This window comes from Methylomicrobium album BG8, from assembly GCF_000214275.2.
Classification (GTDB): Bacteria; Pseudomonadota; Gammaproteobacteria; order Methylococcales; family Methylomonadaceae; genus Methylomicrobium; species Methylomicrobium agile.
In genome coordinates this window covers 1,970,838-1,996,478 of record NZ_CM001475.1, presented here as the reverse complement: position 1 = coordinate 1,996,478, position 25,641 = coordinate 1,970,838, and the positions used below count along the sequence as shown (strand labels likewise).

Below are 25,641 nucleotides of genomic sequence, written 5' to 3'. Positions count from 1 at the left end.
ATGATGAAACCCCGCTATTCATGCGGAAGAAGCGGTTTGGCCGGCGTACTGCCAAATTATTGACGTTGCGCCTGTGCTGCGGAAAATTACCGGCTGTGTCGGCAATTGGAAGACAGATCTATTACGGAATTAAGAGCTAGAGGCTGTTGTGCTGTGAAAGCGGCCTGGATAAAATCCCCCCTCTTTTTCAAAAGGGGAAGCGGCCGTAGGATGCGGTGAGGAACGAACCGCATCGTTCGCGATTGATGCGGTTCGTTCCTCACCGCATCCTACGGCTCTTGTAGGGTGGATTCGCCGCCAGGCAATCCGCCTTCCCTTTGAAGCCGGGTAGGCCGGGCAACCGCTTCATCGTTGCCCGACGTCAGGTGGCAACCTTGCTTCGCTATGGCGACAGCTTGAAGTCGCCACCCCATTGAACTCCGGCCATGTCGGGCACAAAAAGCGTGCCCGACCTACTCGGCTGCCCCTTTTTCAAAGGGGAAAGTGGCCGTAGGATGTGGTGAGGAACGAACCGCATCGTTCGCGATTGATGCGGTTCCTATCGTCACCGCATCCTACGGTTCTTGTAGGGTGGATTCGCCGCCAGGCAATCCGCCTTCCCTTTGAAGCCGGGTAGGTCGGGCAACCGCTTCATCGTTGCCCGACGTCAGGTGGCAACCTTGCTTCGCCATGGCGACAGCCTGAAGTCGCTACCCCATTGAATCCGGCCATGTCGGGCGCAAAAAGCGTGCCCGACCTACTCGGCTGTTGTGCTGCAAAGAGTGGATGGAGCAACGCCGATGCGGCGCTTAATTCGCATTTTAGGGTTATTTACGAGTAATGGCTTATGAAATATTGGTTGTCGGCGGCTTTATTGGCGAATATCGCCTTGCTTCTGGTGGAATTTCATTCCGGAGCATTCGAATCCGCCCCGATGGAAGAAACTAGCGACCTCCGGAAAGAACGCGAGACTGATTCGAATCCACACAAAGATGCACCCGGTGAAATCGGTCTCGCCGATACTCCTGTTTCTTCTGCCGAAAATTCAAACGGGGGTTTGAATTCGCACCATGAAGCGCGGCTGGAAGTTGAACAATCTCCGCGTCAGGATAATATTTCCATTCCCGATGCCCAGGCATTGCTTCCAGCATCGAACTCAATCCAGACGCCCGGACAAACCCGGACTTTTCCGCTCGAAAGCGGCAGCGCGGACGCTCCCGGAGATGAACCCATTGCTGCCGTTGGTCTTCCGCGGCCGGCGCAACCGCCCGCCTCTCCCGAGCCGTCAAAAACCCCGACCGCCATTCAATCGGCTGAGAAAGGCTCCGCCGCTCCATCCACCCTTGCGCCAATCCCGCTTATCCCTGCCGAGGAAAAGAATGTCTCCGCTGCTCCCGAAAATCCTCGAAAAGGCGGAAAGCCGGGTCTGGCTCACGCCGTTCCTCCCAACGAAAACGCCGGGAAAGCCGAAGCGCCTGTGCATTCGCCAAAAGCCGCGGCGCAAACGGCAAAAAACAAAAACGCCGGGAGTGAATCCGTGGCCAGGGAAACGTATCCGTCGCTCCCCCTGCCGCACGCGCCGGATAAAGTGCTGACAGCCTGCTACATGGCCGGCCCCGCCAATAGTCTCGGCGCCCTAAACGCGCTGCTCGGGCAGTTCCGTCCGCAATTGACGGAACTGGCCATGGCTCCGGCCCCGGCGGAAAAAGCGCATAAGCGCAACCGGTTTGTAGTGTACTATCCCGCGCCGCCTTCCTTGGAAGCGTCGTTCCTTACCGCGACCACCTTAAAAAACACCTATGGAATTAAAGATTTGCAGGTCATTAGAGACGGAGAGATGAAAGGTGCCATTTCTTTGGGCGTCTTCAGCAGCCAACGGAACGCCGAATCGGCAAAAAGCCGATTTGAGCAACAAGGGCTGCAAGTCCAAATCAAACCGCGTTTTCCTACCGAAAACGCCTACAAAGTGCGAATGCGCTGGACTTCGCAACAGGAACCGATCGCCGAGCAATTAGTCGATGCATTGACCCGGAGCTATCCCGATACCCGGCGAATTGGCTCCTGCGAGTAACCGGATCGGGGAGATAGACTCGGTTTCTTAACAGCCTGCTAGACTTTAAGGACGAATCACCGAGAAGCACACCCCCATGATGGTCACCGCCTCCGTTTCAAAATCGCTCAAACGACCTTTCCTGTATTCGCTCATCAGCATCGGCATCGTCCTGGTACTTGCGGAAGCCCTCGTCATACTGCTGCTGGAAGCCCTGCCTGCGTGGGGGATCGGGTTAACGCCCCTGCAGGAAAACGCTGCGCGCCTGGTATTACTCTTCGTGTTGTCGGCTCCTTTGACATGGGTGTTGGCATTGCGGCCGTTGGCCGGAAAAATCGACCGGCAACAAGCCGGCCATATGAACCGGATCAACGAGAATCAACAATTACGCCAGGCGCTGGACTTTCATGTCCTGATCAGCATTACGGATGTCGCCGGACGCATCACTTATGTCAACCGGAAATTTTGCGAAGTCTCCGGGTTCAGCGAAAGCGAACTACTCGGCCAAGACCACCGTATCATCAACTCCGGCTATCATGATCAGGAGTTTATCCGTCAAATGTGGCGCACGATCGCCCAGGGCCGGCCCTGGGAAGGCGAATTCTGCAATCGCAGCAAGGAAGGCCGCCATTATTGGGTAGCCAGCACGATTATTCCGATGCCGGGTCCGAACGGCAAACCTGCGCACTATCTTTCCATCCGCCGCGAAATCACCAAGATCAAAGAAAACGAAATCCGCCTGTTGACCCTGAAACAGGCTTTGGATGCCAGCAGCGAGATGATTATCGTCACGGACGATCACGGCTGTATTCAGTATGTCAACCCAGCTTTGTGCGATTTTACGGGCTGGAAAGAAGAAATGCTGGCCGGCAGGCCGCCGGACATCCTCGACAGCCCGAATGCCGATCCGCGCTCGTTGCGCGAAATGCGGAACAGCCTGCGCCTCGGCAAATCCTGGAGCGGCCGTCTGCTCAACTGGCGAAAGGGCGCGCCGCCCTTTCGAATCGCCGGCCAATCGCCTGTTCCGGATGCACGCGATTATTGGGCGGAAGTCTGCATCACGCCGATACGCAACCAAAATGGCGAGATCATCGGTTATGTGCAGATTCAGCGGAATATCACCGACCAGGTCCATAAGGAACAAGCCCAGACGCTGGAAAATGCCGACACTGTCGCGCGTCTGGCCATTTCCGAAACATTGCAGCAAACGCTGCCGCTGCAACAGCGATTTATCCGGGTGTTGGATATTCTGTTCAACCTGAAAGCATTCGACTTGCAGCGTAAGGGCGGCGTATTTCTTAAAGACCCGAACGAGGATTGCCTCGATTTATTCCTACTGCACGGCAAATTCAGCGAGGAATTCATCCGCCGCGAACAGCATGTGCCTTTTGGGGCCTGCCTGTGCGGACGCGCGGCCGTTTCCCAGGAACTCATCGTCAGTAATGACTGCTTCTGCGACCCGCGCCATGAACACCAGTTCGAAGACATGCAAGCGCACGGTCATTATATTGTGCCGATCGTGTCCGCCGGCGCAACCCTGGGCATTTTGTTTCTCTATACCGATCCTCATCCTTTGCAGTTGGAATCGCGCCTGACCATGCTGCGGCAAGTCGGCGACATGATGGGACTGGCCCTGCTGCAGGAACAAGCCAGGCATTCTTTGGAAAAGGCGCGCAATGCCGCCGAAGAGGCCGCCAAAACCAAAGCCGAGTTTTTGGCCAACATGAGCCACGAAATCCGCACGCCTATGAATGGCGTATTGGGAATGCTGGATATTCTGAAAGATACCGACATGAGCTATGAACAGAGAGACCTGTTGGAAACGGCCGCCAATTCCGCCGAATCGTTATTAGCCATCATCAACGATATTCTGGATTTTTCCAAACTGGAAGCGGGCAAATGCGAGCTCGAACAGATCGAATTCAACCTGCCGGCCCTGGTCGAAGAAATTTGCGCTTTGATGTCGGTTCGCGCGCACGCCAAGGAATTGGAACTCAACTGCTTTCTGCCGCCCACGCTGCCGGCGCGCTGGCTAGGCGATCCCAACCGCATCCGGCAGGTGCTGGTCAATTTGGTCGGCAATGCGGTCAAATTTACCGAACGAGGCGAAGTCTCCGTCAAAGTATTGGCGCAAGCATCCGCCGGCGACGACAGTGCGCTACGCGTGGAAATCAAAGATACCGGTATCGGCATGAGTCCGGAAGGCCAGACACTGTTGTTTCAGCCGTTCGCACAGGCCGACAATTCCACGGCCCGGCGTTTTGGCGGAACCGGTTTAGGACTATCCATCAGTAAAAATCTGATCGATCTGATGAAAGGCAATATCGGGGTGGAAAGCGTGCAGGGGAAAGGCACTTGCTTCTGGTTTACCTTACCGCTGCAACCGGTCGATAATCATGCCGCGCCTTCTCTTACCGATCTTTCCGGCAAACGCGCGCTGGTCGTCGACGATAACGACACCAACCGCAAAATTCTGCGGTACTATTTGCAGCACTGGGGCATGCGGGTCAGCGAAGCCGATAATGCCCCCGCCGCGTTGACCGAACTGCAAACGGCGGCCCTGAAAAACGAGGCTTACGATATTTTACTATCGGATCTGCATATGCCCGATATGGATGGCTACGCGCTGGCGCGCGCCATTGCAACATTCCCCTCCATCGCCGCTACGCCGCGCCTGCTGCTTTCCTCAGGCGGCATGGGCTCCGAAGCCGACCGCCTGGCGTTGGGCTTTGCCCAAAGTCTGCTAAAACCCGTCCGTCAAGCCCAGTTGCTAGAGGCCATCGCCAGCGCCTTGCATGCCCCGCTCAGAAAAACCCTGTCGCCGATCAAGATTGCCGAAGAGTTACCCGATTACGGCAGCAAGCAGATCCTGGTAGTCGAAGACAACAAGGTCAATCAAAAAGTCATCCTGGCGATGTTGGGCAAATTCCGATGCACTCCGGACCTGGCCGAAAATGGCCGGGAGGCGCTCGATAAATTGGCCCAAAAAACTTACGATCTGGTGTTCATGGACTGCCAGATGCCGGTCATGGACGGCTACGAAGCGGCCCGCCTATTGCGAAACCGGGAATCGCCCCTCCCCGTGAAAACTCCCGTCGTTGCCCTCACGGCACATGCCGCCGCCGGAGAGCGCGAGAAATGCCTGGCCGCCGGCATGGACGACTTTTTAAGCAAGCCTATCGTCAGACAGGAACTGGCGGAAGCCTTGGCGCGATGGTTGGGAGACGCCAGCTCCTGTGAGATAATGGCCGACACGAAGTCTGTTATTGCGAACGACCTGTCCTCCCCGTGCTGGGATGAAGCCGAAGCGCTTAAACGTCTGGACAATGATCAAGAGCTACTCAACGACATGATCGATTTATTCTTCACCATCACCCCGGACCGATTGCTCGAACTCGAAGAAGCCCTGGCTCGCCGCGAGCCAGCCGCCCTGGCCGATGCCGCGCATGCGATCAAGGGCATGGCCGGGCATTTTTGCGCCGATCCGCTGTATTCCGCCGCGGCCAGACTGGAGCACAGCGCCCGGCAGGAGGAACCGGGCGATTTTCGACAAATGACGCGGGATGTGGCCGATGCGGCCGCCCGGTTGATGGTCGCATTGCGCTCAAAGCAAGGCGCCGCTTTATGAATACCGAGTTCAGCTTTCACGAACTCAAAGCGGCTGAGCGTCTGCCTACACCTTCGGGGCTTGCCTTGGCGATCATGCAGTTGCTGCAAAAAACGGATGCCACCCTACTGGAACTGGCCGAACTGGTAAAAGGGGATCCGGCCTTGACCGCACGCATCTTGGGCTTTGCCAATTCCGCCGCATTCGGTGCCCGCCGCCCCGTAGCCACGGTCCATGACGCCGTGCTGATGATGGGCATGAATTCGGTACGCAATTTCGCGTTGAGCCTGTCCTTGATCAACAATCACCGTGACGGCCATTGCATGGGCTTCGATTATCCGATCTACTGGGCACAGGCGCTGGCCATGGCCGTCGCCATTGCCGCCATTACCGCGCGCGAACGGACGATAGCGCCGGAAGAAGCTTTTACGATAGGCTTATTGTCCGACATCGGCCGGCTGGCCCTGGCCACCGCCTGGCCGGAAACTTACGGCGATTGTCTTCAAATGTCTCAGGGCGACGACCTGCTGCGCCTGGAACGTGAACGCTTTGCCGTCGACCATAAGGAACTCACCCTCATACTTTTGCTGGACTGGGGGTTTCCCAGCATATTGCTGGATGCACTCAACCTCAGTACCGAACCTCTTGCCGGCGAAATTTCCAGGGTAACCCGCCTGGCCCGGCAATTGGCTTTCGCCCGGCAGATCGCACGTTACTGCATCGCCGATGACCAGTATCGCACCACCCTCTTACCGGATTTGCAGCGGCAAGCCGAAAACCACTCTCTCGAGCGCGATTTTTTCGACAAGTTTATCAATGACATCAGCAGGGAATGGCAGACATGGGGCAAATTGATTGAAATCAAGACCGATGCGCGGCTTGCGTTTCCGGCGGCCCCGAGCGAGCAAACGGAAACATTACCCGGACTGGATCTGCTGCTGGTAGACGATGATCCGATGATGGTAGCGCGCCTGTCGAAGCAATTGACGGCCGCCGGCCATCGGGTGGCTGCCTGCCGTGACGGCGAGGCCGCGCTAAAACATGTCGTCGAGCATAAGCCGCAAATGATGATTACCGATTGGCGAATGAAACCCCTGGATGGTTTAAGCCTGTGCAAGACCTTGCGTGAAGCCGACATCGGCAAGAACCTGTATCTGATCATGCTCACCGCGACCGAAAGCGAAGACGCCCTGGTCAAGGCTTTTGCCGCCGGCATCGACGATTATGTCACCAAACCGGTCAGCCTGCGGGTTTTATTGGCGCGTATCCGCGCCGGCCAGCGCATCATCATGCTGCAACAGGAAGTGGAAAAAGAAAAAAAAGACATCCAGCGCTACACCGCCGAGCTGACCGTCGCAAATCGCCGCCTGGAAATGATGGCGAATACCGATATTCTCACCAGCCTGCCCAACCGCCGTTATGCCCTGACCCGCCTGGAACAGGAATGGGAAACCGCCCAGCGCTACAATCGGCCCTTAAGCGTCTTGATGCTGGATCTGGACCATTTCAAATCGATTAACGATACCTTGGGCCATGACGCCGGTGACGCCGTACTAACCCATTCCGCGAAAATATTGAAAGCCACCGTCCGGGCAAGCGACATCGCCTGCCGTCTGGGCGGCGAAGAATTTTTGGTGATCGCCCCCAACACAGACGGAACCGCCGCCCTTTTACTCGCCGAACGCATTCGCGGAGCCATACAGGCTCAACAACCCAAAGATCCCGCTCTCACAAAGCCGATTACCGTCAGCATCGGCGTTGCCGGCTCGGTAGGGGACAAACCCGGCTGGAAAACGCTTATCAAACTAGCCGACCAAGCGTTATACCAGATCAAGGCAAGGAGCCGTAATGCCGTACAGCTCGCATCGTTTTGAAAAGTTTTCCCCGGTTGCCGAACCGGTCCGCATCTCGCGTCTTGTATTTGTACGGACCTTGAATTATTTTTACCGTAACGATCCGCGACTCACTCAGCGTCAATTTTCAGGCATTTCAAAAATGCCAACTATCTCACATTTTCATCTATCTGAATTATAAAGATTATAGTTTTTTGGCATAAGAATCGCTTAATCATTCACAACCATGAAACCTCATGAATTCCAATCCGGAGAATCGTTGTGAATCAGAAATCCGCAGTACTGACCGTTACCAGCACCAGCACATTCGAGTCGGCCAAAGCTGTCAATCTGGATCATTTTGATCTCAGCAGCGCTTTGCAGACTACGCTCGATTTCAATAAATTGATTTCCATTTTCAGCCGGAAAATCGAAAGGCTGATTCCTCATACGGCCTATGCGTATTCTCATACGGAATTCGGAGTGGAAATCAAAAACGGGGTTTTTACCCGCAATGCCTATACCTACCTGCTCAAGCTCGAAGAGCAGATGCTCGGTAAATTGACTTTCATGAACAATCGCAAATACAGCCAGAAAGAGATCAAGCTATTGGAAAATCTGCTGTGTTTTTTAATCTACCCTTTAAAAAACGCAACTCAGTATCAGCATGCTTTGAAAATGGCTTACACCGATCCCCTGACCCAGGCCAATACCCGGACATCCTTCGACGATTCGGTAAAGCGGGAAATGAGCCTGGCCATTCGGGCAGGAAAAAACCTCTCGGTCATCTTTCTCGACATCGACCACTTCAAATTTTTCAATGACCATTACGGCCACCAATGCGGCGATTTCGTCCTGGCGTCCCTCGCCAAATGCATCCGCGACAGCCTGCGTTCCAGCGACCTTCTGTTCCGCACCGGAGGCGAAGAATTCGTCATTTTATTGAGCGACACCGACATTGACGGCGCCAAATTATTGGCGGAAAGAATTCGTATGTCCATTGAAAACCATACCCTGGTTTTCGACATGCATGCCATCAAAGTGACGGTCAGCCTGGGAGTCAGCGCCTTATGCAAGGAAGATACGGCGGAAACTTTTATCAAACGTGCCGACGCGGCCATGTATCAGGCGAAAAGAGACGGCAGAAACCGGGTATTCGTCGCCGCTTAGCCGCCTCCTCGCCTGTCCGGCTCGAAATGATCCGGACGCATGAAGAGGCGCTCGCCCTGATGTAGTGCTCTTCGCTTTGATTGCCCACGTGCGCTTGCCACCATTGTCGTACTTCCGGCAAATGGCTTTCGTCCACTTTCTCGTGACCTTCGCGGGTGTTGGGTGGCGACACCGCAATCGCGCTGGATACCAGGCTCGTTTCATTGCGCTACTTTTGTAGCGGATGGCGGATAGCTTGCTGTCGGCGGCTAGAGCATTTTCATATCGCGTGTAGGAAAGTCCTCACCGTCTGAAGGGTGCCCTGCCGTCAAGTCCAGCCCCGTAGGGTACGCTGTGCGCACCTTTCGACATTGATGGTACGCACAGCGTACCCTACGGGGACGGTCGAGCGATTGTTGGCAGGATTTTCCCAGCCGATAAGAGTGCACCTTCTTGCCATCGATGAACTCGGTTACGGTAATCCCCGAAGTTTCAGGCAGCAGGCTCATCATTATGCGTCCTTGGAACCTTGAATGATCCGCAGATAACGCTCCAGAGCAGTCTGTTCAAGCCCTGCGACCAAATCGATGAACGGACTGTAATCCCCACGTGTATGCGCAGTATCCAGCGCATCGTAATAGCCCAAGCGACGCTCGACCGGAATGATCACCGGCAAAAATCCTCGCCGCATCAACTCAAAGTTCATCAATAAACGCGAAGTGCGGCCGTTGCCGTCGACAAACGGATGAATGCCGACAAAATCGACGTGTAACCGAGCGGCACACTCCATCGGATGCAGATTGATTGATCTGCTGTACCAATCCATGAGGGCAGCCATCGCTTCCGGCACTTTAATGAAATCGGGAGGCACATGCTCTGCACCGGCGATCACCACGTTTTCCTGCCGGTACTGGCCAGCATTACGGTCGTCGATATTTTTCAGCACCAAGTGATGAATGGATTTGATCTGCCATTCGCTCAACGCATCCTGGCTTTGAACAATGGCTTCCACATAATCGATGGCTTCTTTGTGGTTGATCACTTCGAAATGCTCGCGCAACGGCTTGCCGCCGATCGTAATGCCCTCTAGCACCACCTTGGTTTCTTTCAACGTCAGCGTGTTGCCCTCGATAGCGTTGGAATGGTAAGTCCACTCCAGCACTTGTTGTTCATGCAGCGTGCGGACGGTGTGTTCCGGCAGAGGACGAAGACTGTCCAGACAGGACTTGAGACGATCGATCCCGGCAAACAGGAACGGAATATTCATGATTTGTCTACCGTTACGCTGAGTTTGCTGGTGAGCAATTGTTGCATCGGAGCTTTTTTCTCCTGCTGTAGACAGATGAGTTTTTTGGGAGAGTTTCAATCTCTCTCCCGGCTGCGGAAAGAATTTGGGTGATTTTTTCTTGTTCTAAAAAATTTTTGTAAATCTCAAAAGAGCCGACAATTTTGGCACTATACCGATATGAGGGGGCGGCCCAAATAGTCGGCTTTGGCAATGCCGTCGGGCCCATAGGTATTTCCAATTTGCGGTTTGCCCTTAATAATCTGCAAAGAGCGCTTGGCATGGCGCGACAGAAGATCGATACATGCCCCGTTGCGTTCGTTGAGCGCTTTACAGTCCGCGGAAAGCCGGACGACTTGTGCCCAGCTGCGGGTTGCTTCCGAGGTAGAGAATCCCGCCGCTTCGGCACGCTGAAGGCATAGCGACATCCCTTCCCGATTATGAGGCAGCTTTTCCAGGGCCAATAACTCGCCCAGTTGCCGGTTCACCCGCTCCATCTGCTCGACGAGCTGATTTTTGTTGCTCGCGATAAAACCGATCAGTTCGGCTTGCGGCGTCTGCTTCAGGTTCTCGGCCTCTTGATTGAGCTGCCGATAGAGTGATTCAACCAACGGCAGAACACTGAGGATCTGTTTTTCGATGAGCGGAAATGTTTTTTCTATCATGGTCAAATCTCCTTATCCGGCGGCAACAATTTTTCAAATTCAATCATTTTTTGAGCGATCTTTTCAGCATCGATCTGATACTTGCCTTCGGCAAGCGCTTTCTTTACCGCGTTGATTCGATCCACATCAAAGGTGGAAGCGGGCGATAATTCGACCGCTTTTTTAAAGTCCCGTACAACCGTGGAGGCGGGAATATCGCCCTCATGTTTGACAGTCTTGGCCGACACCTGCTTTTGATCGTCGGCGTCAGCCTTTTTGACGGGTTTAACCGGGGCGAGACTGCTAAGTCTTCCGGCGATGGGTTCTATGGCCATGTCAAATACCTCTATTCCGCTCTATCTATATCTAATTAGCGGCAGGGTATGGTAAAACTTTAACGTCTTTTTTGATAGGCCTTTTAATGATCGACCGATACGATCCCCGTTTCCACTACGGCGGCGCTAATGACGCGCCCCGAACTTTCGTTCTTGACCCGAATCTTTTGCCCCCGCGCGCCGTCCATCATCGCCTGGCCGTTCATTCGGACTTCGAAGCCGGGCCGGCTGGAAGTGATGGCGATTTTTTCCCCCCTTCTTATCAGTATCGGCTCGGCAACCGCTCGGGGACTGAGAACAACTCCTGCCGGCAGAAAACGCGTGGCTTGTTTGTTTTCGAGCTGCTCGGGCTGGGCGGCGGCAGCGTCGCTCAGCCGGGCGATTTCTCTTTTCTCGAAGGTAAAGTGTTGCCGGGTAATGATATCGCCACGCTGTACGGGCTGCGTCAGGACCGGAACTTCCTGATAAAACTTGATGAGGGCGGTGACGAATATCGACCATCTGTTTCCCGAATTGCAGCGTACGCCTACCGCAACCCGTCCCGAGGCTTTGCTCAAGTCACTCGTGGTATAGGCTTGCAGCGGCTCCAAACAGGCGGATAACGCCAATAGATTGTCGATCGGAACGACGCTAACCTCGTATTCGTACATCGGGCTGATATTTTGCCCGATATAATCCTTTACGGTTTCATAAATGCTTTCATGGGACTGCAAAGGCTGTTCCGCCCTGGCCGGATTCAGCAACATCCAGACCAATACGCATAGGCTATATAAAATCTTCATCGCAAAATTTGCCGGTTTTATGACTTGATAATTATTCAGCACATTTAATGCCAAAGCTTTCCGCATTTTGACGGCCCAAACTTCCCGCGAACATCAAGCATAGATATTCAATAATCCTTTATTGACGACGGTACCTCCGCTTTCCGGCTCTTCGCCCGCTTCGGCCATGCTCCCCGCCGGCTGAACGCCCGCTTCGAAATGCTTCGGCGACTGCTGAGAAGAGGATTGTTGCTGCTGTTGGCCCGACGACGTATTTTGCGAAATATTGACGTCCGTCAGATTGAGCTGCTGCTCGTTCATCATTTCGCGCAATTTGGGAATGGAGGCTTCCAGTACCTCACGCACCGCGGCGTGCTGCGCCGTAAACGCGATCGTTGCCTGATCGTTCTGCATTTCGATACGTACCGAAATCGGCCCGAGATGCTCCGGATTCAACTTGATTTCGGCCGCGGACAATTCTTTATGGTTCATCCACAAAATCCGTTCTCCCAAATCCTTGTTCCAGTCGGGATGCTGCATCGGCTTGGTCATTGCCGGCATGTCCGCCCTGTTTTCGGAAGGCTGCCGATGAGATTGGGCAACCTCCACCATGCCGCGGGGCGGCACGTTGTCCGTATCCGGAGCGGAAAGGCCGGCTTCGTTCGAATGCGCATCGTTCGAAGGTGGCGATTTTTCCGGGGGATCGACATTCGGAAATTGAAATTCCTTGACGACCCGGCCAAATTCTCCCTCTTGCTTCGAGGCGTCTTCGGGTGCCGCCTGCGTCCCTGCGCCGTTCGGTTTCAATTCTTCGAACAACGGCTTAATAAAAGGTTGGGACGATATTTTGCGCCCTGCGTCTTCGTTTACGAAATCATCGAAGCTCTTTTCTTCGCCGGCAGCCGCGGACACAGGCTGAGGCGGTACGGGCGTCGCCGTCAATACCGTCATGGAGGGTATAGCCTGCGCCGGATCGTCGGTGTCTTTATCCGAATCTTGTGCCTTCCTTTTTTCGTTACCCGCATGAACCGTAGAGTCGGCCCGGTCAATTTTTTGACGGGGCAATTGTTCGACGGTCTCGGGTAGAACCGCCCTCTGGTTTGGCTTATTGCCGGCGTCTTCGCCGGATTCGATGTTTGACGGCCCGTTTTTTGCCGATTGGACCGGACTTTGCGGATTGGGCGGAAATTCCGGATAGGCCGGTCCGTCTCTATCCGAATCTTCGAGCTTTTGTACCCCATCCTGCCTGATACTTTGACGGTCCGCCGGCGTTTCGACCGTTTGCGGGCGGAGTTCGACAGCCTCGACTAACGGCATTTCCCGGGCCGAGGCGTCATCGGCCCCCGATCTCGTGCCAGCCGCCTGAGCAAGAGGTATTTTTTCGGAATCCGGATGCCTAAGCGAAGGCGCCAAGGCCGGAACCGCCGGCAAAACCTCGGAATCGCTGCCTTTGCTTGCGCCGGCAGTTTTCACGGTCGTCGCCGTCATGGCTACAGCGGATTTTACCGAATGCTCCGCAACAGACTGCCGCTCTAGCGAGTATCGTTCTGCAGGATGTTCCGGCACAGGAAGCGGTGCGCTTTCGGCATTTCCTTTCGCGCCGTAACTCAAGCTGTCCGTTACCGCCTCCAGAGCGGCTTTGGGATCGGCCGCTTGGCCGGCTGCGCCGGCCCCCGTCTCCCCGGCGGTGGATTGCGCCGAGATTCGGCCGTTCTGAAAAGCCGCATTGGCCGGCAAGTCAACATCGACGGCTTCCTGCTGTGTCAAAGCCTGGTCGATCGGCTCCGGCAAAGGCGGCAGGGCCGCCGCGTCATATTGCCGGTCGCCCGGCAGATCCGAAAATTCGGCAAAACGAGCCGGCGGATTCGCCGGTTGAAGCGCAACCGGAGCAACGTACTGTCCCGGCGGTAACGTCCCCTTCGCGTTGGCCTCGCCCAACGACGCCAACTGTCCTCTCAAGGCGTCCGCAAATCCCCCTGTCGAGGGGCCGTTATCGGTCAACGATTGTCCACTCCCGTCAGCCGCAATCACCGGCTGGAGTACGGAGGCCAATTTACTCCCCTCGATATTCATAACCACCCTCTTGCCAATTCTGTCAAAGATTTCCTTCGATTTTCGGGCGCTTTTTCGGATCAGCCTTTAGCGGCCCATAACGAATCTCGTGGCCCATTCATCCTGTTCATCTTGCTCGATCTTGTCATCGAGCTTCTTTTCCGTCACGACAGCCGTATCGCAAACTTTCTGCAGACTCGCCGTCTGATTGTGCAGGTTTTCCCAGTGTTTCTTTTTCGCCCGGAATTCCGCCTGGCTTCCATGCAGGGAAAGTTCCTGGCCTCTGATCGCCGTATCCAGCTTATCCATGAACGACCTGAACTCCATCAACCGGGCGGCACTGGCGCCCTCGCCTCCCAAACGATTGAAGCGTTCCTGATAGTCTCGCCGGTAATTTTTTAAATTTTCCAATTGCGCTTCGACTTCCTGCATTTTCTTCCGAGAGGCGCCCAACGCTTCCAGGGCGTTTTTTTCCTGGACTGCCTTGATCTCCACAATCGCTTTGATACGCTGGGATCTTTTCATCGTTTATCCTTTATTTCTTAATTCCAACAGTATTTCCAACTCTTTCAGGCTGCGTTCCACGTTGACCGCTTCGTTCATATCCTGTTTCAGAAACTCCAGGATCGCCGGATTTTTTTCGATAGACTTGTCGATACGCGGATCGGAGCCGACCTGGTAGGCACCGACGCTGATCAAATCCAGATTTTGCCGGTAAATGGAGTATAAACGCCGGACCTCCAGCGCCATCTTCATGTGGCTGCTATCGACGATATCGGGCATGACGCGGCTCACCGAGGCTTCGATATCGATCGCCGGGAAATGCCCGGACTCGGCCAAACTTCTGGACAGGAAGATATGGCCGTCCAACACGCCCCGGGCCGAATCGGCGATCGGATCGTTATTATCGTCGCCCTCGGTCAGCACCGTATAAAAAGCGGTGATCGAGCCGCCGCCTTCGCTGCCGTTACCGGCCCGTTCCACCAGATGCGGCAGCTTGGCAAAGACGGAGGGCGGATAACCCTTGGTAGCCGGCGGTTCCCCGATCGCCAAAGCGATTTCGCGATGGGCCTGGGCGAAACGGGTCAACGAATCCATCAGTAGTAACACATCTTGCCCCTGATCGCGAAAATATTCCGCGATGCTGGTCGCCAGCAAAGCGCCGTGCACCCGCATCAGGGGAGGGTCGTCGGCCGGCGTGGCGACGACCACGGCCCGCTTCAGCCCCTCTTCGCCCAATATCTTCTGTACGAATTCATTGACTTCGCGCCCCCGCTCGCCGATCAGCCCGACCACCACGATGTCCGCCGCCGTAAACTTGGTCATCATGCCGAGCAGGATGCTTTTTCCGACGCCGGTTCCCGCAAACAAGCCCATGCGCTGACCTCGTCCGACGCAGAGCATCGAATTGATCGCCCTGACGCCGACATCGAGCGGCGTGCGGATCGGCTTTCGCGTCAAGGGGTTGATCGTCGTGCCGTTGAGCGAAATGCGCGCATCCGCGTTCAGAGGCCCTTTGTTATCGAGCGGTCTGCCCGCGCCGTCCAAGACTCTTCCGAGCAAGCCGGCGCCTACGCTAGCCAGACTGTTTTCCCCCATCGGAATGACGCGGCAATCCGGCTCCAGCCCATACAGTTCGCCCGCCGACATTAAAAAAACCCGTTCACCCGCAAAACCGACCACCTCGGCCTCGATTTTTCTTCCGCCGTTCATCTCGATTCGGCAGCGCGAACCGATCGCCGCTCTGCATCCGACGGCCTCCAGGGTCAGCCCCACCATCCGGGACAGCTTTCCTTCAACCACCAGGCCGGGCGTTTGCTCAATTCTTTGCGAGTAAGGCTTTAACCTGTCGATCCAAACCCCGGACCGGTTCGCTTCCGGAATCATCGGCTTCAATCCCCCTGCCGCTCGCCGCCGAACAGCGTCGAAATCACGGACGCCAAACGATTTTCCATCGAAGCGTCGATATGCGAAACTTCGGTATCGACTTTGCAGCCGCCGCGGGTAATCAACGGATCCTCGATCAAATTCCAGGGGGGAGACAGCTCCGTCGGAGCCAGTACGGAGCGCACCAATTCCGCGTCGTCCGGATGCAGATGCAAATAGATTTTCTGAGAAGACAGCGGCAGTATCTTGATCGATTCTTTGACAGCGGCAATGATCTGCCCGGGGTCCATTTTGATTTCCCTGCGTATGATTTGGGTGGCGATAGCGATCGCCAATTTGACCAGCTCCTTTTCCACTTCATCGTCGAGTACTTTGAACGGTTCGCTCAAGGACTCCATCAGCCGGGCAAACTCCGCGGCCTGCTCCTGCAATAAGTGCTGATTTTCATCATAGCCTTTTTTTATGCCTTCGGTGAGTCCCTCATCGAAGCCTTTTTTTACGCCTTCATCGAAGCCCTGCCGAAAGCCGTCCTGTTTCCCTTGCGCAAAAGCTTCCTCATACGCCTGCTTTTGAACCGCTTCGATCTCCTCAACCGTCAACTTCGGCGTTCGGCCGGAAACAAGAACCGGCGCTTCGGCTTTCTCCCGCGTACCCGGAGTCGAAACTTCCGGCAGATTCCATAATTCGAACGTTTCCGTTTCCGGCAGGGAAAATCCGGACGTTTTAGATGAGTTTGTCATCGCCGCCTCCGAATGTAATCGCACCCGACTCGGCCAGGCTTCTGACGATCAACAAGATTTCTTTCTGCGCCTGCTCCACTTCGCTCAATTTGGCAGGCGGCGCCGCTTCCAGGTCATCGCGCAGCATATCCGCCGCGCGCTTGGACAGATTGCTGAAGATTTTATTCTTCAGTATTTCGCTAACGCCGCGCAATGCCAGCAGCAGCCGGTCCGCCGCCACCTCGCGTAGAAACGTTTGCATGCCCCTGTCGTCCAGATTGACAAGATCTTCGAAAATAAACATCTTGTCCTGGATCTTTTGCGCCAATTCGGAACTGCTTCCCGATATTTCCTCCAGCAACAGGGTACTGACGGGGCTATCCATGTGATTCAAAATATTGGCAGCGACATTGACTCCGCCGACAAAGGAAGATTTGATGTTTTCGTTGCCCTCCAATTGCTCTTCCATGATTTCATCCAGTTCGCGCAAGGCGGCAAGCGGCACGCCTTCCAGCGAGGCAATGCGCATCAGCAGGTTCGGGCGCACTTCTTCGGGCAGGGACATGATCACATCCGCCGCCCGCTGGCCATCGAGCAAAGACAGAATATTGGCGACGATCTGGGGATGTTCTCCGCGCACCAGATCCGCTATCGAGCGCGTATCCATCCATTTCAATTGGTTAATGCCTTTCGACCGGCCTCCGATCAATATTCTGTCGATAATGATTTCCGCTTTTTCGGGACCCAAAGCATGCGTCAGGACGCTTCGAATATAATCTTCCGAATCAACCCCCAAGGCGGTCTGTTTTTTGACGGTAACGACAAATTCGTCCAGCACGGCATCCACCATTTCCGGCGAGATGCCTTTCAGCGACACCATGTTGGCGCCGATCAACTCTACTTCCCTGGGTTCCAGGTATTTCATAATCTCGCCGGCCCTTTTTTGCCCCAACGCAAAAAGCAGCAAGGAAGCGCGTTCAACGCCGGTTAAAGTGCCTTCGGGACTACTCATCTTTGATCCACGCCTTAATCGTTTGCACCACTAATTTCGGATTTTCATCCACTAACCTCTGCACATATTCCATATGCCTTTCGTAACTCTGCGGCGCCGACAACAGCGAGAACTCATCCCTGGCGGACGCCAGCGCAGCATGTTCCGCTCTTCGATCGTCAGCCGGCACGGCTTCGGGAACGGCTTTATCGGCCGGAGGATTTCCGTCCACCGAAGCATTGTTTGCCGCGGCCGCGGCCTCCGCCTTGTCCGGCTCCTTTTTGTCATCGACGCGGCCTATAAGTCCGCGCACGGCGGGACGCAATACGCCGAACAGCAGCAGCAGGATAGTTGCCGCGGCAATCAGTTGCTTCATCAGTTCCGCAAACCAGACTTGTTCCCAAACCGGAATTTCCGGCAGGCTTTCCATTTCTTCATTCGGATTGAAGGAGACGTTGGTTACCGTCACCTGATCTCCCCGTTTACTGTCGTAGCCCACGGCCTGCTTTACCAAATCGCCGAGCCGGTTAATATCGTCGGCGGTATAGGGTTGATTGGCGGCTTTGCCATCCTTTCCCACCGTATGGCGGTCGTCCACCACCACGGCGACAGTCAGGCGGCTGATCGCGCCGGTTCCCATGCGGGTATGGGTAATGGTCTTGTCCAATTCGAAGTTTCTGGTGGTGCTTTTGGAAAATGAGCCGTTTTCCGTATTCGCCGCATTCTTTTGGGAATCCGCTGCCGTCACTTTTTCCGGCGCAGTGCCCGCCGGCGTCGGCTGGTTGGATAACGCCCCCGGCACCCCTTGAACCGCGGACAGCGTATTCTTTTCTTCCGCCGCTTGTTCACTTCTCAAGACCGAACCGTCCGGGTTGAACATTTCCTGCGTTTTTTCGGTTTGCGTGAAATCGACATCCGCGGAAAGCTGGACGCGCATGCCGTTGGAACCGACCAGAGGCGTCAAAATATTGGCTATCCGCTCCATCAGATGTTCTTCGATATTTTTTTTGTATTCCAACTGCCTGGAGGCGAGATAAACTTCCGACGACGAATCCTTGCTGTTCAATAACTGCCCTTTCTGATCCACGACCGTCACTTGCTCCGCTTCAAGCAATGGAACGCTGGAGGCCACCAAATGGACGATCGATTGAATTTGCTCTTTATCCAACGATCTGCCTTGGTACAGATTGACCATGACCGAAGCGCTCGGTTTTTTACGGTCTCTGACGAACACCGACTGCTGAGGCATTGCCAATAATACTCTCGCCGATTTTACATTCTGGATCGACATAACGGTTTGCGCGATTTCGCCTTCGAGAGCCCGTTGAAAGCGGAGCGCCTCGACACTCTTGCTCGTTCCGAAGCCGGGGTCCTTATCCAGTAAATCGTAGCCCAGACTCTTGCTTTTGGGCAGTCCCTGAGACGCCAGCTTGAGCTTTAGCTCATGAACTTTATCGGCCGGCACCATGATCGCTCCGGTTCCGGACTCTACCCGGTACTTGACGCCTTCCGACTCAAGAATTTCCAGAATTTCAGAAGCATCCTTATCGCCGACTTCCGAAAACAGCAACCCGTAAGAAGGTGCTTGCGACCAGAGCACGACCGCAACGCCCACTGCCACGCTGAGCGCCAGCCCCAGCATCAAACCGATCTGACGCGCCAGCGGCAGCCCGGCCAGACCTTGCATGACAGGATGGGCATTGCCCGTTACCGCCAACGCGCCTTGAACACCGGCGTTCGTTAGATCTTGAGTCCCGGCATTCATTAAATTATTACCGTTTTGCACGCTCATTTTTCAGTCGCTTTGCCGCATGAATTATATCGGCATGTTCATTACGTCTTTATAGGCGTCCACAAGTTTGTTTCTGACCTGCAGCATGGCTTGAAACGAAACGCTCGCCTTTTGCGAAGCCAGCATGACTTCCGCCAGACTGGCGCCGGACTCTCCGGTTTCGAACGTCTCCGCCATGGTGCGCGCGGTTTGTTGGGAGGCGTTGACGGAATCAATGGTCTGCCTCAGCAATGCCGAAAAATCCGTGTTACCGCCGTTGCCTGTTTCCTGCACTCGATTTCCGGCTTCGAGAGACATTGCCCGCATCTCGGCCAACATACGGTTTATGTTCATATCGTTCATGGCATTTCCTATCGATTTATCGGCACCGGCTGACAAAGGAGAAAAGTCCGATGCCCGGACAATTTAATTTCACCGCCCTAACTTTATGCATGATTGATGCCAATTCTGCTACATCTCTCTGTTCTACGCCGAGGAACGGCAGCCGGCTTTCGGCGCGTTATCCGATATTTCCCAATTAAATCCGTCAAGTGAATGCCAACGCATATCTTTCGGGCCGTTGCCGCATGGCGATTAAAAGGGATGGCGCCTACCCGGAGTACCACTGCATTTCCTGCCATCGTCAAAATTTTGACAAAAGCCGCTTTTGTAAATCGAGCGCACACAAACTCTGCAAACAAAGCGGGAAAGAAAAAAGAATGCGCGCTTGCCAATGCATCGCTCGGTTGCCGTTGCAACCCAGCCGCAGGGAGGAAAGCGGGAGAAGGGAATCGAGACTCAGGATCCGCCCCGGTTCGAGAAACGAGCCCGGAAACAGCTTAAAACTGCAAGTCCAGCTTGCGTAACTTTTCAACGAGCGTAGTACGGCGAAGATTCAACCGCTTGGCCGCGTGCGCCACAATGCCATTGCTTTCTTCCAGCGCTTGACGAATCAAATGGCTTTCCATCGTATCCAGATATTTTTTGAGATCGATACCTTGCTCGGGCAAAGACACGCCCTCGCCTTTCATGACATTTTCCAAAACCTTATCCGCTTCCGTAGGCTCCGCCAATTCGCCGCTTTCCTCTACTTCTTCCGGATCGGCCACGACTGCGCCCGAGAGATCGGCAAAACGCTGAAATTTTTCCGGCAGGTCGGCGGCATTAACCACTGCCCCGGGATAAATAATAGCCAGCCGCTCGATCAGGTTCGCCAACTCGCGGACATTACCGGGCCATTCATACCGCATCAATGCCGCCATGCACGCATTGCTCAATCTGACCGTGCCCCGGTTTGAAGCTTCCATTCTGCCGGTGATGTCCTTGACTAAGAGAGGAATATCCTCCGGGCGATGCCTTAATGAAGGAACTTCGATAGGAAAGACGTTCAGGCGATAGTACAAATCTTCCCTAAAACGGTTTTCTTTGATCTGGTTCTCAAGGTGCCGATGCGTAGCGGCAATAATCCTGACATCACAATGTATGGCCTTGCTGCTGCCCACCCGCTCGAATGTCCGTTCCTGCAGGACTCTCAGCAACTTGACTTGCATCGCCAGGGGCATATCGCCGATTTCGTCCAGAAAAAGCGTGCCGCCCTCCGCCAGTTCGAAGCGCCCCACCCTGGCATTCAAGGCGCCTGTAAAAGCCCCTTTCTCATGGCCAAACAGCTCGCTTTCCAACAATTCGCCGGGGATCGCACCGCAATTAATCGGCACGAACGGCTTTGATCTTCGAAGGGAAGCGTCGTGCAATGACCGGGCGATGACTTCTTTGCCGGTTCCCGATTCGCCAAGAATCAAAACAGTGGCATCCGAATCCGCAACCTGATCGATGAGTTTTCGAACATTGACGATCGCCGGACTATTGCCCTGCAACCGCGCAACCGATGACGAACGGCGATCGTAGGCTCTACGGTCCGAGTGGGGATTGTTGAGCCCGATTTCCTGCCAGAAAGCGGTAAAGAGCTTGTCAGTGACGCGCTTTAAGCCGGCGTGCGTAATGGGCCATTCCAATATCTGATGGACCATTTTGTCGATCGCAGACGGAACCTCGTCAACGGCCCCTTTGTCCACTAGGAGAATAAGCGGTATTTTTCCCGCCTGGGCCGCGATATCCTTGATCGCAAGCGCACGTTTCTGCGAATCGACATCGCCAACAAAAATACCCGCGTATTGTTCGATCTGTCCGGTAATCGGCCCATAATCGGAAGCATCGGCAAAAACTGCCTGATATTCCATAAATGTAAAGATGACTTCAAGCTGCTGGGATCTTGTCGCGTTATTGTCGATGACTAAAATTCTCGGCAAAACCATATTTCCACACTCGTACTCAAGTATAAACCCTCAGAGAAGCCATCTATCACAAACTCCGAATCATAAATAACTCGGCTACAGCAGCGGACGAAGTGGCCTATTGCCAGGCAAGACTTTTAATTATAGCCGGATAAGATCATCATTCATATTGAACAGAAAAAAGACCGGCACCGTTCGCGAAAGAAAATGCGATAGAAAATAAGGCCGCCTTTTTAAAAAGGCGTCGCCTGAGCGAGTTCATTGCACTCCCCGGTCTCATTCTCCATGCAACAGGCGATTAACGTATGCTTCCTCGCGCTGGATAAGAGTGGCGTTATGGAGCCTTATCAGTTTCTTGACCATGACTTTGCCCTGCTCCGGAAAAAAATAGATTTTACGCGGATAGCGATCATATAAATCTTCGGCGACGATGGGTATCGCTTTGAGCTTCAGGTAGCTGCGTATAAAGTCGGCGGTACGCCGCCCCAGGTTATCCAGCCTGTCGTTTCTGAATGGATCGCCGCCGCCGAACAATTTGGCTTCAAGATTTTCATAGCGCGCGCCCATCCCGAGCAGATGATCGATCAGAACCTCCATGGCACGGTTGCCGTAATCAGTCGAATCGTAACCCGACTCTCCGTCCTTTCTCCGAGGCGGCAACATGAAATGATGCATTCCGCCGATACCGCTTTCCCGGTCGCGAACGCAGACCGCTACGCACGATCCCAATACGGTTACGATCAGGATGGGGCGAGCAGTGACATAATATTCGCCGGGTACAATCTTGACCGCATCAATATCAAAATAATTGTCATAATAAAAATTGGGAGCCGGTACCTCGTCGTCTGAAAAAAATTCGGACATGAATCCTTAAATTGAATTATGAAGAGGGTTTGACGGCAATGCAGCCTTTGAATGACGCACAGACGAGGCAAGTTCGTAAACGGTCTTGCCTCGCAATTTGAAGATATCCGCCGCGTGATGCAGGCTTTCCGAATGACCGGCGAACAGCAGTCCGTTTGCTTCCAGTTTTGGGGCGAAGCGTTTGAGAATTTTGTATTGGGTTGGCTTATCGAAATAAATCATGACATTACGGCAGAAAATAGCATCGAAGCCTCCCCCGATAGGCCAATGTTCATCCAGCAAATTAAGCCTTCTGAAACTGACCAAGTCGCGCAGTTCTTTCCGTACCTGAACATACCCGTCATTATTTCCAGAGCCTTTCAGGAAGAAGCGCTTGAGCGTTTCCCTGGGCAGCTTTTCCACCCGTTCTATTGGATAGATGCCGGCTTCGGCCTTACTCAAGACGTTCGTATCAATGTCGGTGGCGATAATCTCCACGGGAGGATTAAAGGCGCCGAAAGCTTCCACCACGGTCATGGCCATGGTATAAGGCTCCTCTCCGGTCGACGAGGCCGAGCACCACAAACGGATGGGCCGCTTTGACAGGCTCAGCACATGTTCCTTGAGAATCGGAAAATGATGGGGTTCACGGTAAAACGCCGTAAGATTGGTCGTGAGCGAGTTAATGAAGGCTTCCCACTCCTCGCCTTGATCCCGTTCCACCCTGATCAGGTATTCTTTGAAGGTTTTTAAACCGGTAGCCCGCAATCGGCGCCCTAGCCGCGTGTAGACCATTTCCTGTTTGCTATCGTTGAGCTTGATGCCGCTGTGCTGATAAAGGATGGTCCGAATCCGTTCAAAATCTTCCTTTGTGTATAAAAACTCCTTTTGCTCTTGTTTGCTCATCTTGCTCTGATCCTGACTGAAAATGAAGTTGCATTATTTAACCCGTACAGGCTTCGGAAATGATCTTGCCCTATGAATGGCTGAACCCAGACAGGAGGGGCGGTTTAAAACCGTCCCTCGGCATCGATAGATAAAAATTAGAACCTTCAGTCAATGTATAGCGCCCGATGCGATGCTTCTCGGCTAAAATTCCGTCCACTCATCGGCATGGGTTTGATTCAACTTGACGCTGCCGGCAGTTAACCGGGCCGAAGGTTTATAAGCGGATGACAAACTCGCCGCAGGACGCGGCGAGGAAGGGGTAAATCGGCTTGCGGATGAAGTGTCGAGGCGGAATTGACTCACCGTTTCCGATAGCGTTAACGACTGCTCCTCCAATGACTCCGCAGCCGCTGCGGCTTGTTCGACAAGCGCCGCGTTCTGCTGAGTCGCTTCATCCATCTGGGCTACTGCGGTATTCACCTGTTCGATACCGGAGCTTTGTTCTACGGACGCAGAGGCAATTTGCGACATGATATCGGTCACCCGCTTCACCGAGGAAACAATCTCATCCATTGTTTTGCCCGCTTCGAGCACCTGCTGGCTACCATCTTCGACCTTTTCCACCGAATCGCTGATCAACGCTTTGATTTCCTTTGCAGCTGCCGCCGAACGCTGAGCCAGATTACGTACCTCACTGGCCACGACGGCAAATCCGCGGCCTTGTTCACCGGCGCGTGCCGCCTCCACCGCGGCATTGAGCGCCAATATATTGGTCTGTAAAGCAATCCCGTCGATCACGCTGATGATGTCGACAATCTTACGGGAGCTTTCGTTGATCGCATGCATCGTATCGACCACTTGCTGCACGACACCGCCGCCTTTAACGGCGACGTCTGCGGCCGACAGCGCCATTTGGTTCGCCTGCTTGGCATTCTCGGCATTTTGTTTTACCGTGGAAGCAAGCTCCTCCATGCTGGAAGCCGTTTCTTCAAGACTGGCAGCCTGCTGTTCCGTGCGATGCGACAAGTCGGCATTACCGGCGGAAATTTCCTTTGCCGCCGTATGAATTGAATCGGTAGCCTCTCTGATGGTCAAGACAGCCTGAGCCAGATTATCTACCGAGACATTGACGTTATCGCATAACCTGGCAAAAGTACCCTGGTAATTTGTCGTAATTTTTTCAGTCAAATCCCTTTTTGCCAGCGCGCCCATTACCCAGACCACTTCATTGATGGGCCCCACGATAGCATCCAGCGTGTCATTAATTCCCTTAACGATGCGCTGATAGCCGCCCTGGTGCCGAGACACGTCGGCGCGAGTATCCAACCGCCCTTCCAAAGTGGCTTGAACCAGCGAATCGGTATCCACGATCAGTGCCTTGAGATTGGCGCGCACCTGTTCGATCGTTTCGTTGACAAACCCTTTCTTACCGGGAAACTTTTCCAGTGGCGCATCGAAATTACCTTCGCCGAATTCCTTAATGCATTCCATCGCCTTCATATTCATCTCGATATGGCCACTGACCATTTCGTTGATACGCTGCACGACGGTTTTATAGACCCCGTTGAAACGCTCGACGTCGATCATCCAATCGATATTGCCATTGCCATGCTCCTCCGACATGAGCTGTTGACAGGTGAGAAGGCCGTTGAGAACACCTATGCTGACGTTGAGATTTTTCTTGAGGGTATTGAAATCTCCCTTATACTCATCCGTAATCCGCTCAGGGATATTGCCTTGAGAAATATCTCCAATATATCGAGCCGTCATCGTTATAGGATTAATCAGCGCTTCCAGTACCTTATTAATCCCTTCCAGTATTTTTTTATGTTCACCCTCTTCCAGTTCTTCCGGTTTGGCCCGGACCGATAAAAGGCCATTGACGGTACTGTGGACAATTTCGTCAATCTGCTTAAAGAAAAGCATTTCCGAGGTATGGTCTACCCATTCGACAACAGAGCCTAGACGACTCCCATTCTCATCGATAACAGGGCTGGCCGTTAAACTGAAAATACGGGCGCCAACGGTAATCTGCGCCTTATGAATGCCCGTTAACTCGCCTAAAATCCGCTGCTGATGCGCCGGATTTTTATGAAAAATATCCATATTTGTGCCGATCAGGCGATGAGTGTCAAAACCGGGAAACACCTTGCGAAGATCGGCCTCCGCATTTTTCAGCATTTGAATTACCGCAGGATTCATATAAATGATATTGCGATCCTTGTCGGCCATCATCACGCAAGAGGTCACGGTATCGAGAGCTGTTTGCATTCTATGAAAATGGACCGCCTGCTCGACGTTCCTGTCCATAGCTCGACGGCTTTCCAATATCCGACGCTCAAGCGTAACCTGACTATTTTTCAATGCCTTCATAAGAGGAGCGACGACATCACTGCCCGTTGTTTCGATATCGCCAGTAAAATCACCATCCTTCATTTTATCGATGATTTTCACTGCCTCGTCAATGCGGGATTTCACCGCTTTACTGAGTAATAATGCCATTTTGATGCCTCTATCTTACCAATTAGCGAAATTATTATTTATTGCTGTTTTATGA

The 25,641-nt window shown here is 53.9% G+C and carries 19 protein-coding genes; 4 read left to right on the top strand and 15 right to left on the bottom strand.

Annotation, left to right across the window (positions count from 1 at the left end):
- The first annotated feature begins 853 nt into the window (after positions 1–853).
- The 4 genes from METAL_RS08635 to METAL_RS08620 all read left to right on the top strand — a co-directional run bounded on the left by METAL_RS08635 (position 854) and on the right by METAL_RS08620 (position 8,638).
- Positions 854–2,050 (top strand): hypothetical protein, encoded by a 1,197-nt coding sequence (locus tag METAL_RS08635; protein ID WP_213069484.1) that lies wholly within the window; start codon positions 854–856, stop codon positions 2,048–2,050.
- 76 nt (positions 2,051–2,126) lie between these two features.
- The gene (locus METAL_RS08630) at positions 2,127–5,657 is read left to right on the top strand and encodes a response regulator (RefSeq protein WP_005371487.1); all 3,531 of its coding nucleotides are present in this window, start codon (positions 2,127–2,129) and stop codon (positions 5,655–5,657) included.
- Positions 5,654–7,510 (top strand): GGDEF domain-containing response regulator, encoded by a 1,857-nt coding sequence (locus tag METAL_RS08625; RefSeq protein WP_005371474.1) that lies wholly within the window; start codon positions 5,654–5,656, stop codon positions 7,508–7,510. Before METAL_RS08630 ends, METAL_RS08625 begins: the two co-directional genes overlap by 4 nt.
- Before the next feature lie 240 nt (positions 7,511–7,750).
- Positions 7,751–8,638, top strand: coding sequence for a GGDEF domain-containing protein (locus METAL_RS08620; RefSeq protein WP_005371472.1), 888 nt, complete (start codon positions 7,751–7,753; stop codon positions 8,636–8,638).
- A 490-nt stretch (positions 8,639–9,128) separates the two neighbouring features.
- On the opposite strand, the gene METAL_RS08615 is transcribed toward METAL_RS08620, so the two are convergent.
- From METAL_RS08615 to METAL_RS21840, 15 genes are all read right to left on the bottom strand, one after another.
- Complete coding sequence (locus tag METAL_RS08615; protein ID WP_005371468.1) at positions 9,129–9,884, bottom strand: Fic family protein; 756 nt, start codon at positions 9,882–9,884, stop codon at positions 9,129–9,131.
- 188 nt (positions 9,885–10,072) lie between these two features.
- Positions 10,073–10,567 (bottom strand): flagella synthesis protein FlgN, encoded by a 495-nt coding sequence (locus METAL_RS08610; RefSeq protein WP_005371466.1) that lies wholly within the window; start codon positions 10,565–10,567, stop codon positions 10,073–10,075.
- Between the two features lie 2 nt (positions 10,568–10,569).
- Complete coding sequence (gene flgM, locus METAL_RS08605; RefSeq protein WP_005371464.1) at positions 10,570–10,881, bottom strand: flagellar biosynthesis anti-sigma factor FlgM; 312 nt, start codon at positions 10,879–10,881, stop codon at positions 10,570–10,572.
- Positions 10,882–10,964: 83 nt separating this feature from the next.
- Complete coding sequence (flgA, locus tag METAL_RS08600; RefSeq protein WP_040578502.1) at positions 10,965–11,663, bottom strand: flagellar basal body P-ring formation chaperone FlgA; 699 nt, start codon at positions 11,661–11,663, stop codon at positions 10,965–10,967.
- A gap of 93 nt (positions 11,664–11,756) precedes the next feature.
- Positions 11,757–13,715 carry a flagellar hook-length control protein FliK gene (locus tag METAL_RS19915; protein ID WP_005371461.1) on the bottom strand — a complete coding sequence of 653 codons (1,959 nt, stop codon included), beginning with the start codon at positions 13,713–13,715 and terminating at the stop codon, positions 11,757–11,759.
- 66 nt (positions 13,716–13,781) lie between these two features.
- A complete protein-coding gene (fliJ, locus tag METAL_RS08590) occupies positions 13,782–14,219 on the bottom strand; it encodes a flagellar export protein FliJ (RefSeq protein WP_005371459.1) in 438 nt (145 codons plus the stop codon).
- Between the two features lie 3 nt (positions 14,220–14,222).
- Entirely contained in the window at positions 14,223–15,581 is a 1,359-nt protein-coding gene (gene fliI, locus METAL_RS08585) for a flagellar protein export ATPase FliI (protein WP_005371457.1), read from the bottom strand.
- 5 nt (positions 15,582–15,586) lie between these two features.
- Complete coding sequence (gene fliH / locus METAL_RS08580) at positions 15,587–16,321, bottom strand: flagellar assembly protein FliH (RefSeq protein ID WP_005371456.1); 735 nt, start codon at positions 16,319–16,321, stop codon at positions 15,587–15,589.
- Positions 16,305–17,312 carry a flagellar motor switch protein FliG gene (gene fliG, locus METAL_RS08575; RefSeq protein ID WP_005371454.1) on the bottom strand — a complete coding sequence of 336 codons (1,008 nt, stop codon included), beginning with the start codon at positions 17,310–17,312 and terminating at the stop codon, positions 16,305–16,307. Before fliG ends, fliH begins: the two co-directional genes overlap by 17 nt.
- Positions 17,305–19,083 carry a flagellar basal-body MS-ring/collar protein FliF gene (fliF, locus tag METAL_RS08570; RefSeq protein WP_005371452.1) on the bottom strand — a complete coding sequence of 593 codons (1,779 nt, stop codon included), beginning with the start codon at positions 19,081–19,083 and terminating at the stop codon, positions 17,305–17,307. Before fliF ends, fliG begins: the two co-directional genes overlap by 8 nt.
- A 24-nt stretch (positions 19,084–19,107) precedes the next feature.
- Positions 19,108–19,425, bottom strand: a complete 318-nt coding sequence (gene fliE, locus METAL_RS08565; RefSeq protein ID WP_005371450.1) for a flagellar hook-basal body complex protein FliE — start codon at positions 19,423–19,425, stop codon at positions 19,108–19,110.
- A 476-nt stretch (positions 19,426–19,901) separates the two neighbouring features.
- On the bottom strand, positions 19,902–21,374 hold the full coding sequence (locus METAL_RS08560) for a sigma-54 dependent transcriptional regulator (RefSeq protein WP_005371448.1): 1,473 nt from the start codon (positions 21,372–21,374) through the stop codon (positions 19,902–19,904).
- Between the two features lie 255 nt (positions 21,375–21,629).
- The gene (cheD, locus tag METAL_RS08555) at positions 21,630–22,217 is read right to left on the bottom strand and encodes a chemoreceptor glutamine deamidase CheD (RefSeq protein WP_005371445.1); all 588 of its coding nucleotides are present in this window, start codon (positions 22,215–22,217) and stop codon (positions 21,630–21,632) included.
- A 6-nt stretch (positions 22,218–22,223) separates the two neighbouring features.
- Positions 22,224–23,102 (bottom strand): CheR family methyltransferase, encoded by an 879-nt coding sequence (locus METAL_RS08550; RefSeq protein WP_005371442.1) that lies wholly within the window; start codon positions 23,100–23,102, stop codon positions 22,224–22,226.
- Positions 23,103–23,285: 183 nt separating this feature from the next.
- Positions 23,286–25,586 (bottom strand): methyl-accepting chemotaxis protein, encoded by a 2,301-nt coding sequence (locus METAL_RS21840; protein WP_005371440.1) that lies wholly within the window; start codon positions 25,584–25,586, stop codon positions 23,286–23,288.
- Between the last annotated feature and the right edge of the window lie 55 nt (positions 25,587–25,641).

Coding starts and splice junctions, on each gene's coding strand:
- METAL_RS08630 (WP_005371487.1), top strand. CDS start 2,127: ATGATGGTCACCGCCTCCGTTTCAAAATCGCTCAAACGACCTTTCCTG.
- METAL_RS08625 (WP_005371474.1), top strand. CDS start 5,654: ATGAATACCGAGTTCAGCTTTCACGAACTCAAAGCGGCTGAGCGTCTG.
- METAL_RS08615 (WP_005371468.1), bottom strand. CDS start 9,884: ATGAATATTCCGTTCCTGTTTGCCGGGATCGATCGTCTCAAGTCCTGT.
- METAL_RS08610 (WP_005371466.1), bottom strand. CDS start 10,567: ATGATAGAAAAAACATTTCCGCTCATCGAAAAACAGATCCTCAGTGTT.
- flgM (WP_005371464.1), bottom strand. CDS start 10,881: ATGGCCATAGAACCCATCGCCGGAAGACTTAGCAGTCTCGCCCCGGTT.
- flgA (WP_040578502.1), bottom strand. CDS start 11,663: ATGAAGATTTTATATAGCCTATGCGTATTGGTCTGGATGTTGCTGAAT.
- METAL_RS19915 (WP_005371461.1), bottom strand. CDS start 13,715: ATGAATATCGAGGGGAGTAAATTGGCCTCCGTACTCCAGCCGGTGATT.
- fliJ (WP_005371459.1), bottom strand. CDS start 14,219: ATGAAAAGATCCCAGCGTATCAAAGCGATTGTGGAGATCAAGGCAGTC.
- fliI (WP_005371457.1), bottom strand. CDS start 15,581: ATGATTCCGGAAGCGAACCGGTCCGGGGTTTGGATCGACAGGTTAAAG.
- fliH (WP_005371456.1), bottom strand. CDS start 16,321: ATGACAAACTCATCTAAAACGTCCGGATTTTCCCTGCCGGAAACGGAA.
- fliG (WP_005371454.1), bottom strand. CDS start 17,312: ATGAGTAGTCCCGAAGGCACTTTAACCGGCGTTGAACGCGCTTCCTTG.
- fliF (WP_005371452.1), bottom strand. CDS start 19,083: ATGAGCGTGCAAAACGGTAATAATTTAATGAATGCCGGGACTCAAGAT.
- fliE (WP_005371450.1), bottom strand. CDS start 19,425: ATGAACGATATGAACATAAACCGTATGTTGGCCGAGATGCGGGCAATG.
- METAL_RS08560 (WP_005371448.1), bottom strand. CDS start 21,374: ATGGTTTTGCCGAGAATTTTAGTCATCGACAATAACGCGACAAGATCC.
- cheD (WP_005371445.1), bottom strand. CDS start 22,217: ATGTCCGAATTTTTTTCAGACGACGAGGTACCGGCTCCCAATTTTTAT.
- METAL_RS08550 (WP_005371442.1), bottom strand. CDS start 23,102: ATGAGCAAACAAGAGCAAAAGGAGTTTTTATACACAAAGGAAGATTTT.
- METAL_RS21840 (WP_005371440.1), bottom strand. CDS start 25,586: ATGGCATTATTACTCAGTAAAGCGGTGAAATCCCGCATTGACGAGGCA.